We start from the raw sequence: 11,579 nt of genomic DNA, 5'->3' as shown, positions 1-11,579 counted from the left end.
CTGTGGCGAAAAACGCCCTGAGGATCCTGATTCACGATCAGGAATCCCGGGGCGTTTTTTTCCTCACTCCGTACGAAAGCGTGTTAGCGATTACCGCGCCATTGCCATAGAGTTTACTTCCCCTCAAAAGCCCGTTGCAACTCCGAGAGGTCAAACTTCTTCATCTTCAGAAACGCCTGCGTCACTCGATTCCGTTGTTCCAAGGTTCCCTGGGTCAGCATCTCATCCAAGGCGGACGGAGTGATTTGCCACGAGAGGCCATACCGGTCTTTGAGCCAACCGCATTGTTCGGCCTCAGGAACGGCGGAGAGACTTTCCCAATAATGATCAATTTCCTCCTGCGTGTCGCAATTCACCAAGAAGGAAATGGCTTCGTTGAAGACGAACCCATGAGCGTGCGCACTGTCCATCGCTGCAAACCAGGTATTCTCCAGCATAAAATCGGTGAACATGACCGCCCCTTCCCGGTCCGGTTCTTGTCCGGGGCCATACTTCACGATCGTGCCCGGTTTCGCATTCCGGAAGACGGAGAGATAAAATTCACGTGCTTCTTCCGCTTTGCCACAGTTATCCTCTGTGAACATCATGGACGGAACAATCGGTGGACGCGGCTCCCCCTCCGGATTCGTTAACATCAGCTGCCACGTAACCCCGTACTTGTCCTGAATCCAGCCATACCACTCGCTGAAGGGGTATCGATCCAACGGCATGAGCGCAGTCCCGCCGTCAGACAGCTTGTTCCACACTTCATTCAGCATTTCTCTGGCGTTAGGGTCTCTAGAAGGGTCGAAATTGACGATGCACGAGATCGAAGGATTTAGCTTGAAGTACGGTCCAGCCGAAATCGCCATAAACGGAAAACCCCAAACGGTAAACGAAACCATTTCGGAATCACCCGAAGGGGTATCGTTTAGCGTCGTAACCCCCGTGATTCGGGACTCCGGAAATACGGAGCAATAGAACTCTGCGGCCTCCTTCGCCTGTTTATCGAACCATAGATGCAAGCTGATGGATGTACTCACCTTTTTCCTCCTCTGCATGAATAAGGATATTCTTCTTCATTCTAACATAGTTCATTCCCCTTGGCCTGCGGGTGCTGATGAGTGCTATGAGTGCCTAGAGGTGACTTTGAGTGCCTGCGGGAGCATCCTTTACCTCCTAGTGCTTGCGGGTGCTTTCTTTTACCCCCGTGGGTCTGCGAATCCCCTCCGATTAACCGCTAACGCTTGCCACAGATCTTATTTGCTCCAAAAAGGACACTTTGCGATTCTAACGCTTACTACAGAGCTTATTCCTCTGTTTCCCCCCTATTTTTCTCGATTTTCACCTTAATAGAGTGTCTCATCGTCGTTAGAATTTTTTCGAGAGCAAATTTGCCTTAATAGCGTTGCTCACAAGCGTTAGAGTTAGTGTTATGTTAGCACCAGTAATCGCATTAGCACCAGCAATGGCATTCGCACCAGCAGCATTCACACCAGCAACAGCATCCACATCAACAACAGCATTCGCACCAACAATAGATTCCACACCAGCAACAGCCTCAGCACCAGAAGTGGATTTAGAGCTAGCCTTAGCCCCAGTTACATCCTGCCATCAGAGCGCCTTGCCCCTAACGCGCGTTCGGAAGCCGGAACGTTCGATACCGTTGTCTCCCGCCTACGACCTCCAGCAACTTTCGGTTGTGCATAGCATGCAGAATTGCTCGTGTATGCTGCTTGGATAGACTGAGATGATCCGCGAGCTCTGCCGGCGTAAAGGGGCGCATCAGTCGTCTGGCAAACCTCAAGGTTTCCGCTTCGGCCCAATGAAGGTTAGAAGGTACGGCGTTGGACAGGAACTTACCAACAAAGGATAAGACCAGCTGCTTGCAAACTCCCGGGTCTTCCCGAATGGATAGATAGGCAATCGGTAGGAACAACCAATCGTCTAACGCCAGCAGAGCTTGCTTCATACACAAATCCTTAAACCGCCCGGCCTCGATATCCCGAGCATGGCTTCGATAATCCTGAATCTCGATACATCCTTTGGCGTTGCCCGGTCGATAGGCCAAATCGAGGTAGCGGAAGCCATTATTAAAGTCGCGAACCTCATACTCAGGATAGAGATCATTGAGGTTTCCAATGGCGGGATACCAAATGTACCGCAGAAAATCCGTTGTCCCCCGGCTTAATCCCTTTTTGAGAAACTCCTTTCTTCTTGGGTTGGTCTCCTCGTCGATCTGCCGTTCCAGCCACTCCAAGTAAACATCATCGAACTCACTCATCACGCACACTCCCTTTCCGAGTCAATAAAAAAACCGCCCCGTTCCCCCTTGCTCCAAGAGCAAGTCAGATCGAAGCGGTATGTGCTTCATACCGAAACATTCATTATGGAAAATAATGTATCACAAGACATATCTTCAAGCAAGTCGTTGCCCGAATTCATCTCGCAGCATGTCCATGCAAAGACATCTTCACCAAATTCCGTGGCCTCATCCAGGAATAAAATTTGCAGATGGGACATATACAATTTCCGCGATGACATGCCCACCGTTTTTTCGCACAGCTTCACTAATGGAATCGGCACGTACCGAGAATACGAACGTAGGCGTACGCTCGCTCGATTGCTTCCGCGACATCTGATTTGGATTCACGACCTGGAAGCTGACCTCGTAAAGGTCATCCGCTTTATCGATCCCCATGGCTAGCACGATCAAAAGTTCATTTAATTCATTGCGGTTCCAATAACCTGACAGCAGCAGGATCATCGCGAGGGATATGGGGACAAGAACAAATCGCTTTACCTGTCGGTACACAGGGATCATCTCCTTGATTTCTACGGTCCTTTAGCTCCAGGTTGGTAGGGAAAGCGGAGGATGGCATCCGATTGCTTCCGTGCCTTGTAGGGAGCGACGGGCGATAAATAAGGAACGCCAAAGGAGTGGAGCCCGCTTAAATACACGACAAGCACAATAAAAGCGACGGTCAGCCCATAAATCCCCAGGGTTGAAGCAATCGCCATGAACCCGAAACGCAGCATCCGGATCGGGATCGACATGGAATAGAACGGAATGGCGAAACTGGATATGGCCGTAATCGCTACGACAACCACCATAACGGTAGAGACGATGCCCGCTTCGACCGCCGCTTGTCCTATGACGATAGAACCCACGATGGACACAGCTTGACCAATCGTTCTCGGTATCCGCAGCCCGGCTTCCCGCAAAATCTCAAAAACGACTTCCATGATCAACGCTTCAAGGAAAGCTGGAAAAGGGCCCCCTTCACGTTGGCCCATTAAGCTCAATAACAATACCGTCGGAATTAAGATACGACTGATAATTATCCTCGGCGGACTGAAGAAAGTCGACGAATAAGGTTGGGTCAAGGAGAACGAATGGCGTTCCGTCAATAAAGATGGCAATTCGGCCTTCCATTACGCCCGCTGCGATCGTATCTGGACGATCGGTGTTGTACAGCATAGGAAAAATCGTAAGCTTGTTATCCTGATTCAGAACTTCTTCAATATATTCGCCCTCCAGCACGCGATCCACCTGGAGGTTGTTTAGTTTTTCAGTCAACTTACTTACGATCTGTTGATCCGCTAATCCGTGCATGTACATGATAGCTAGCTCTGTTTTGGTTTTATCGCCTCCGTGAATGCGTCCTGAGGCCCCCGAATATTTGGATAGGCCTTCGATTCGGCAATCGCGCGTTCCTCTAACCCGGGAATTGAGACAATCAAACCATCCATATACCCATCGATCAGGATCAGCGCACCGCCAGACAACAATCCGTTGCACGCATCCTCATAGGTGGTCACTGAGCTAACGCCGCCGACGTTGACGACCTTGTCCTTAACCTGAGTTGGCGTCATCTTCCCGTCTGAGGAGGTCTCTAGAATCGGGCGAATCACATCCTGTTGCAAGAGTTGATTGTCGATAAGTCCTTCGATGTAAACGATAGCGAGTTGCGTACAGTCCGCCGGCAAAAGCTGACGGAACACGACATCCGAACTGTTCCCGAGAAGCTCGCGAAGACCTTCCAGGTTTTGCTGCAGTTGTTTCGATAAACTCGTCCGGTTGTTGCATGTCGCTAGCCCCTTTGTTCTGATGGAAGTAGTAAGAGTATGACCAAAATTTTCTTCTCCTACTCTAGAAGTCGGGCTCGTGGGTTGATATTGGGGAAGTCCAGGATTGACATTCCAAATTAAGCGGATATAATAATACAAAATATCCCACATTCGACGATTGGGAGAGTAGCTGGCTGTTCTAGTCCAAGCGAGCCGGGAGGGTGGAAACCGGTACAGGGCTTCCAGTGAAACGGACCCATGAGAATGGTTGCTGAACATGAGTCGAGTAAGCAGCCACGGCCCAAGACCGTTATCCTTCAGAGTGGTTAAACATGAAGTTTAACAACAAGAGTGGTACCGCGAGCGCGTAATGCCTTCGTCTCTTTGATGAGATGAAGGCTTATTTTTTTGCCAGGGAGGAGTGGATTTTATGATCAGCAGTTGGATGAAAAAATATCTTGAATTGTCCGTACGACAAGTCCTTTCAAGGCTTGGCCACAGCACCGAGGAGCTCCCGGACATTGTGATCGAGCGGCCCGCCCGTGCGGAACACGGGGATTATTCGACCAACATCGCGATGCAGCTGGCCAAAACGCTGCGTCAACCACCGCTGCATATTGCCGCACAACTGAAGAATGAATTGGAACAAACCGGCCGGATGGAAGGGCTATTCCACCAGATCGAAACCGCGCCGCCGGGCTTTCTGAACTTCCGCCTGGATTGGAACGAATGGGCCCGCAAGGATTTTCAACTTCCGCGGGCAGTTCGCGAAAAGGTCGTGATCGAACATACTTCCATCAATCCGAACAAATCCGCTCATATCGGTCATCTAAGAAACGCCTGTATCGGCGACTCGCTGGCGCGGCTGCTCAAGAGGGCCGGATACCAAATCGAAGTGCATAATTACATCGACGATCTGGGTAATCAGTTGGCAGACACCGTCGTTGGGTTGCTGAATGTGGATCATCAGGCTGCCCACGTGAGATTCGGCGATTTCTGTTGGGACATCTATTCCCGGGTTAACAAGGAATACGATGATCAACCGTCGCTGTTGGAGCAGAGAACGAAGGTGCTGCAGGCGCTGGAAGCTGGAGACGGGAACCTGGCTTGGGTTGGCTTGCTTACGGCAGAGCGTATCGTGCGGGAGCATCTGGAGGAAATGAAGGCGTTTGGGATTGATTATGATTTGTTGGTCTGGGAGAGCAACATTGTCCGGCAAGGGTTCTGGGACACGGCCTTCCGTTTGTTGCAGCAGACCGCACTCTTCCATAAGGAAACGTCCGGTAAGCTGGAGGGCTGCTGGGTCCTGAAGCAACCTGCAGCAGAAGATGTGGAGTCTGAAGCCGAGCATCAGGCCGATAAGGTGCTCGTTCGGTCCAACGGAATTTTGACGTATACGGCCAAGGATATCGCCTATCATCTTTGGAAGTTCGGTTTGCTGGGGAACGATTTCAGGTACAAACCGTTTGCAGATGGGCTCTGGACAACCAGTGCAGAAGGTGTCGCCGCCGATTACGGTAAGGCAGATCTCGTCGTCAACGTGATCGACCACAGGCAAGCGTATCCGCAGGCGATGGTGAAGCAAGCGCTGGAGGCGTTAGGCTTCACAGCCCAAGCGGAGAAGCTGCGCCACGTCGGTTACGGCGTCGTATCGCTAAGCCCTGGCGCAGCCCGGGAGCTTGGCCTCGACACCTCGGACGGCAAAGCCTCGTACGCTATGTCCGGCAGACAAGGGATCGGCATCAAAGTGTCCGATTTGCTGGACCTTATGGAAGCGCAAATCGAAGCCAAGCGGTCCGATTCCGAAGGGTTGTCCAGCCGGCTGATCGCAGCAGCGGCGATCCGTTATTATCTGCTGCGATTCGCCTTGCCGACTGAAGTAGTATTCGACATTCAGCAGGCCACGGAAACCACCGGCAACACCGGCGTTTATCTGATGTACGCGCATGCCCGGGCCGCCAGCATCTTAGCCAAAGCCCAAGCCGACGGGCTCCCTCGGATGGAGTCGCTGCCGGAGGACATCGCACCGCAGGAACGTGCCGAACACGCCCTGCTGAGGCAAATCGCAGCATGGCCGGATACGCTGAGCACTGCGTGTGAGGAACTTTCTCCTACACCGATCTGCCATTTCGCGTATGAGCTCGCCACCTTGTTTAATCATTTTTATACCGCCTGTCCGATCCTAAAAGCCGAGCCCGAGCGGCAACCCTACCGTCTGTGGCTTACTGCGAAATTTAAGGAGACCATCGCGGAGGCGCTGGATGTCATCGGATTGCCGGCTCCGGATCGCATGTAAGCAAGGCAAGTGTTTCGCCAAGCAAAAAAGAGGCGCGACCGGATCAACCGGCCGCGCCTCTTGCATGGGCGTTCTAACCGCCACTCGTGCAACGATCAAACGTTTAGTTCTCTTTTGCGATAAGCCGCATAAGTGACAACAACCAGCACCGCCACCAGGAGGAGGGATAGCGCGACAATCCCCGCATGAAGGCCTTCTCCGTTTAAGATACGCTCATAGCTGAAGTATTTGAAGGGAGAGAGCACGTTCAGTGCGTTTAGCTGATCTGTCAAGTCCGTAAGTTTGGAAATCGCAAAGCTTCCCAGCAGGACCGCGTGAATCGCGACCGTCAGCTCAATATACAAAAACAGCATGGCAAAAAATCCACTGATCTGCGTGACTTCAAAAGAGCCGAATACTTGCTCATTCCGCTGACAACTAGCAAGAACATGCATACGCTCCAGATGATCAAGCCTCTAAGGTAGGCCTTAAGTGCGAAATATTTGAAGGGCGAGATGAAGCGGATCATCTCTTTGTCCTCCCCGCTTGCGAGCAAGGCGCCGATCAGATACAATCCGATGACCACGCCCAGCGATAACGGAAGGACGCTCCGGAGTTTGGCAAAAAACACGGACGACGCCATACCAATCGCCAAAAACATCAACTGATCAAAAAATAACGTCATATGGATCAGCAGAAACAGCTTTTGGCTGAAATCCTCCGTTTTGACTCCGTTTGCGATGAGAAACGCTGCTGCATAGAAGACGATATTCGTCGCGATCAGGAGGAGCATCGCAGCCAGCAGCTTGGAGCTGACGATCTTGGCCCGCGAAACTGGTTTGACCAGCAGGAAATCCGCGGTTCTCTCCCGCGATTCTTTCGTCAAGATGGACACGCCAAGATTCATCGCCTGAATCGCCCCGCACAGGACGATAAAAGAGAAGATCATGGAATATAACCCCAAAATCGAGGTAATCCTATCCAAATCAATGCCTAAAGCCAAAGATCTCCCCCCTCCTCCACCTGAAGGTTCACGTCAGTAATCCCTCTGGCCTTGCCCTATCGCTTCGTGAGGTTTCTTAATTCGATCACGCCCATGGAACCCCCTTGTGATTTCCTTGATATCGAGTTTGTTCTCCCTGGACATCTGGTTGGTGAACCCCTCCGCCATCTAAGTCAACATGTTCATGAGAAGCTTCAGATTAATGCCTTCCGTAAACTTCGATTCATCCACGCCGGTCAAAGCGATCCGGTTCCGAACCTCCTCCCCTTTGGCCAAGATCGCCTTAATTTCCGGATGAACCTCCTCATTCGTTTCAAAATAAACGCTGGTCAAGAAAGACAGTAACGCCGGATGCTTATCGATCATCGCGACCTGATGTTCGCGGCTTGTTTGATTCGCTCGAAGAAATCCGTCACCGTGTGATCGTATTTCGCATACTTCCGTAAACCGATTCGGTCAATATTTATTCGTGGAGTTTTTTTGAATAAATTGCTCCTTCGGCAAGTATGTTTTACTGGAAGGGATGTACACAGTATTTTTTTAATGCGTTAAACCATCGGGTTGAGCGCAAAACCCGAATAAGACTACTTACCAGGGAGGGATCACAGCATGGTATTTATGAAAAAAAGAAGTTGGGCCATCGCTTCCGTGTTGTTGTGTACGGCTTTAGGCGGGGCGCTGCTAGCCGGGTGTTCCGGGTCGGGCGACAAGTCGGGCAGCTCCGGAAAAACGACGATTACGGTGACCTATCGGGATGACGGAGCCGGAGAAAAAGGCACGTTGTACCGTTGGTTGACAGAGATCGCTGCCGCTTACCCGAACAAGGATGTCGAGATTAAACCAGCACCGATTCAAGCCTCTGAAGGGGACTATTTTGCGAAAGTCGCCTTGTCTCTGAAATCCAAAGACACCGCTCCGGATATCGTGACGGAGGACACATTCATCCTCAATTCGGACGCCAGCGCCGGTTATCTGGAACCACTGGATGAGCGGCTGAAGGACTGGGAGGATTGGTCGAACGGCTCGTTTATCGAGGCGATGAAGAAAGGCGTTACCGCCAGCGACGGCAAAGTGTATGGCGTACCGTACAACACGGATTCCCGTGGCTTTTGGTACAACAAAGAGATCTTTAAGCAGGTCGGCCTTCCCGAAGAGTGGACGCCGAAGAACTGGGAGGAAGTGCTTGATGCGGCTCGCACGATTAAGGAAAAAGCCCCGGACATCGTCCCGATCTGGATGAACATGGGCAAGGCGACTGGGGAAGCCACCTCCATGCAGACGTACGAAATGCTCCTTTACGGTACCGGCGAACGACTGTATGACGATGCAAGCGGAAAATGGATCATCGAAAGCCAAGGTATCTTGGACGCATTAGGGTTTATTGAAACCGTAAACAAGGAAAAGCTCGGACCGCCGCTCTCCAAGGTTCTGAACGGGCAGGCCGGTAACACCGCTTCCCGTGAATATTTGCCTCAAGGCAAGTTGGCCATCTCCCTCGACGGCTCCTGGATTACCGGCAACTATCTGGAAACCGGTGCTTCCCCATGGCCGGAATACAAGGATGTGCTGGGCTTTGCTCCGATGCCGACGAGCCAAGGTCAGGCACCGGGGACCATTACCCTTGCCGGTGGTTGGGCGCTGTCCATTCCGAGCAACGCCAAGCATAAAGACGAAGCCTGGGAGTTTATCAAATACGCATTAAACAAAGAGAACAGCAAGAAGCTCGTCACCTCCTCAGGGAATATTACTGTGCGAGCCGACGTCGCCAAAGATCCGGAATACACGCAAATGCCGTTTAACGAAATCGCTACGGAATATCTGCAGAACGCCGAGTTCCGGCCTGCTCAGGATAAGTACCCGGAAGTATCGACGCAAATTCAGACGATGGTTGAATCCGTCGCCACAGGCACCTCCCCCGCAGAGGCAGCTCAAAAATACGCCCAAGACGTCACCCGCATCGTAGGCGAGGACGCTGTCATAAGAAAATGACCAATCATAACAAGCGGCAAAGCAATGCCTTCCGGAAGGAGAACGAACCATGAGCAGCATGACGGCTGAAGGATATTCCAGAAAACGAAATACGTACACGTGGCTGTACTTCTTGCTCCCTTCGATTGTGATAATGCTGGTGTTTTTTATCACTCCGGTCTTCCTTACTTTCTTCTATTCATTTACGAACCTGGCTTTAACGGGGGAATCGGCAAGAGAGTTAAAATTCGTTGGGTTTGACAACTACCTTCACATGTTCAAGGACCCGACGGTCAAGATCAGCATTTGGAACACGCTGGTCTTCCTGTTTGGCTCCGCGGTGATTGGCCAGCAGCTGCTCGGCTTATTCATCGCCCTGCTGATGAAGCGCAGAAACCGGACGTTCCGGCGGGTGATCGGCACGATCGTCCTCGCCGGCTGGGTAACCCCGGAAATCGTCTGTGCGTTGTGCTTGTACAGCTTCTTCGGCGACGAGGGGACGCTTAACTCGATCATCACCTCATTGGGGATTCCGGCAGTCACCTGGCTGTATACCGTTCCGATGCTGACGATCATCCTCGCGAACATCTGGCACGGCACCGCCTTCTCGATGCTCGTCTTTCAAGCGGCTCTCGACGACGTGCCCAGCGAGGTGGAAGAAGCGGCGGTGGTCGACGGAGCTTCGAAATGGCAGGTACTGATTCGGATCATCATCCCTTATATCAAAGATTCGTTTATGACCAACATGATGCTGGTCACGTTACAGACGTTGGGCGTGTTCGGTTTGATTTATGCCATGACCGGCGGAGGCCCGGGAACGTCTACGACCACACTGCCGATCTTCATGTACAACCAAGCCTTCGTGAACTATCAACTGGGGTACGGAACCGCGATCTCCTTGCTGCTTCTGCTCATCGGAATCGTGCTTAGCCTGTTCTATACCCGCTCGTTGAAATAGTCCAAGAGCAAGGAGAACTCCTTATGAACGCAAAACAACGGAAACTCATCTACCGGATCTTGCCCTATACGATCCTCACGATCATCGGCATCTGCTTCGTCTTACCCTTGCTTTGGGTGATGGTTGCTTCGGTTGATCCCAATGCCATGCAGACGCTGAAAATGCCGCAGCGGATCACGGCGGATAATTATATCAACGTGATCACCAGCCGCGAGAACCAGCGCGCTTTCCTGATCGGTTTGATCATGTCGCTGGGGCAGGCGCTGCTCGTCGTCCTCTTGGCACTGTTAGCCGCCTATCCGTTGTCCCGTTATCAAATGAAATACAAGAAGCCGTTTATGTTGACCATCCTGTTTATGACTTCCTTGCCGATTACGGCGGTGATGGTCCCGGTCTACCAGCTGTTTCTAAGTTTGAAGCTGTATGACCAAATCTTTGGCGTTATCCTGTTCTATGTAGCTTCATCCATGCCCTACGGCATTTGGATGCTAAAGAACTTCATGGATTCCGTCCCTCTGGATCTGGAGGAAGCGGCATGGGTCGACGGGGCCTCGGTATTTACGGGGATTCGCAGAGTCGTAGCGCCGCTGATGGTGCCGGGCATTTGCACGGTGGCCATCTTCACCTTCTCGGGCAGCTGGGGGAACTTCTTTGTCCCGTACATTTTGCTGCAAAATCCAGAGAACTTCCCCGCTTCCCTGAAGTTATACCAGTACTTTGGTCAATACGGGATGATTGAATACGGCAATCTTGCGGCCTTCTCCATCCTGTATGCGATCCCGTCCATCGTGCTGTACATCTTGTCCCAGCGGTTTATGTCCAAGGGGTTTGGTTTACAAGGGGGAACGAAGGGGTGACTTCCACCATTCGTCCGATCAGGACATCCGGCTCCACAATCGTTAGAGCTTTCCCATACGGAAGCAAGTAGTAAGGCACATAGGTATGCAAGGAGGCGTCCTCCAGAGATTCCGGCAATAACTGGAAATAGTTGCTGCTTTTGTGACCGCCTGGCCCAGTTTAGGCGAGGGGCTCCATCCCTGGCTCGATCCACGATTCGTAGGTTGGCCCGTAAATATCAGGAACTCGCAGTCCCGCCTGACGCATCAATACCGTCATTTGTCCCCGATGATGCGCCTGATGCATCAGCGTAAACCGGAGCGATGCCCCGTTTGACCAGGGTTCACCTTGCGATCTCCGTTGTGTTCAGGAGCTGCTCGTCCGTCCATTGCGTGCGGATCGCCTCGATGAGTGCCCCGCTGATCCGCTGGTACTCCTCTGCGATTTGCGCCGCTGCCGGGGCTTTAGAGCAATTGTCTAACAAATGC

At 52.0% G+C, this 11,579-nt stretch carries 12 protein-coding genes, 1 pseudogene and 1 other annotated feature; of the genes and pseudogenes, 4 read left to right on the top strand and 9 right to left on the bottom strand.

All coding sequences use genetic code 11. From position 1 onward, the window contains the following. Positions 1-113 precede the first annotated feature (113 nt). The 5 genes and pseudogenes from POTG_RS20655 to POTG_RS20640 form a co-directional block, all read right to left on the bottom strand. On the bottom strand, positions 114-1,040 hold the full coding sequence (locus POTG_RS20655; protein ID WP_050769828.1) for a VOC family protein: 927 nt from the start codon (positions 1,038-1,040) through the stop codon (positions 114-116). A 310-nt stretch (positions 1,041-1,350) separates the two neighbouring features. Beyond that, positions 1,351-1,527 (bottom strand): hypothetical protein, encoded by a 177-nt coding sequence (locus tag POTG_RS24090; protein WP_157273536.1) that lies wholly within the window; start codon positions 1,525-1,527, stop codon positions 1,351-1,353. 82 nt (positions 1,528-1,609) lie between these two features. Continuing rightward, positions 1,610-2,263 (bottom strand): transcriptional regulator, encoded by a 654-nt coding sequence (locus tag POTG_RS20650; protein WP_036646488.1) that lies wholly within the window; start codon positions 2,261-2,263, stop codon positions 1,610-1,612. A 207-nt stretch (positions 2,264-2,470) separates the two neighbouring features. Beyond that, entirely contained in the window at positions 2,471-2,794 is a 324-nt protein-coding gene (locus POTG_RS20645) for a Ger(x)C family spore germination protein (RefSeq protein WP_036646485.1), read from the bottom strand. A 20-nt stretch (positions 2,795-2,814) separates the two neighbouring features. Then, a pseudogene (locus POTG_RS20640) lies at positions 2,815-4,038 on the bottom strand (spore germination protein). A gap of 177 nt (positions 4,039-4,215) precedes the next feature. Beyond that, positions 4,216-4,437, top strand: a binding site (T-box leader). Positions 4,438-4,480: 43 nt separating this feature from the next. Here POTG_RS20640 and POTG_RS20635 point away from each other — a divergent pair. Further along, a complete protein-coding gene (locus tag POTG_RS20635; protein ID WP_036646481.1) occupies positions 4,481-6,346 on the top strand; it encodes an arginine--tRNA ligase in 1,866 nt (621 codons plus the stop codon). 95 nt (positions 6,347-6,441) lie between these two features. On the opposite strand, the gene POTG_RS20630 is transcribed toward POTG_RS20635, so the two are convergent. The 3 genes from POTG_RS20630 to POTG_RS22865 form a co-directional block, all read right to left on the bottom strand. Next, positions 6,442-6,699 (bottom strand): hypothetical protein, encoded by a 258-nt coding sequence (locus POTG_RS20630; RefSeq protein WP_050769827.1) that lies wholly within the window; start codon positions 6,697-6,699, stop codon positions 6,442-6,444. Next, on the bottom strand, positions 6,675-7,328 hold the full coding sequence (locus tag POTG_RS20625; RefSeq protein WP_009226779.1) for an ABC transporter permease subunit: 654 nt from the start codon (positions 7,326-7,328) through the stop codon (positions 6,675-6,677). Before POTG_RS20625 ends, POTG_RS20630 begins: the two co-directional genes overlap by 25 nt. A 168-nt stretch (positions 7,329-7,496) precedes the next feature. Continuing rightward, positions 7,497-7,694: a hypothetical protein gene (locus POTG_RS22865; protein ID WP_009226778.1), complete on the bottom strand. Its 198-nt coding sequence runs from the start codon at positions 7,692-7,694 to the stop codon at positions 7,497-7,499. 252 nt (positions 7,695-7,946) lie between these two features. Here POTG_RS22865 and POTG_RS20615 point away from each other — a divergent pair, with 252 nt between their 5' ends. From POTG_RS20615 to POTG_RS20605, 3 genes are read left to right on the top strand one after another with little or no spacing between them, the layout of a single operon-like run. Next, positions 7,947-9,317: an ABC transporter substrate-binding protein gene (locus POTG_RS20615; protein ID WP_442852595.1), complete on the top strand. Its 1,371-nt coding sequence runs from the start codon at positions 7,947-7,949 to the stop codon at positions 9,315-9,317. A gap of 49 nt (positions 9,318-9,366) precedes the next feature. Next, positions 9,367-10,254 (top strand): carbohydrate ABC transporter permease, encoded by an 888-nt coding sequence (locus POTG_RS20610; RefSeq protein WP_009226776.1) that lies wholly within the window; start codon positions 9,367-9,369, stop codon positions 10,252-10,254. Between the two features lie 23 nt (positions 10,255-10,277). Beyond that, the gene (locus POTG_RS20605; protein ID WP_009226775.1) at positions 10,278-11,111 is read left to right on the top strand and encodes a carbohydrate ABC transporter permease; all 834 of its coding nucleotides are present in this window, start codon (positions 10,278-10,280) and stop codon (positions 11,109-11,111) included. A 160-nt stretch (positions 11,112-11,271) separates the two neighbouring features. Here POTG_RS20605 and POTG_RS25010 read toward each other — a convergent pair whose 3' ends face one another. Next, on the bottom strand, positions 11,272-11,397 hold the full coding sequence (locus POTG_RS25010; RefSeq protein ID WP_232282365.1) for a DinB family protein: 126 nt from the start codon (positions 11,395-11,397) through the stop codon (positions 11,272-11,274). Between the last annotated feature and the right edge of the window lie 182 nt (positions 11,398-11,579).

The organism is Paenibacillus sp. oral taxon 786 str. D14, assembly GCF_000159955.1.
GTDB lineage: Bacteria > Bacillota > Bacilli > Paenibacillales > Paenibacillaceae > Fontibacillus > Fontibacillus phoenicis.
Note: the sequence above shows the minus strand (reverse complement) of the source record. Positions and strands in the feature narration are given on the sequence as shown.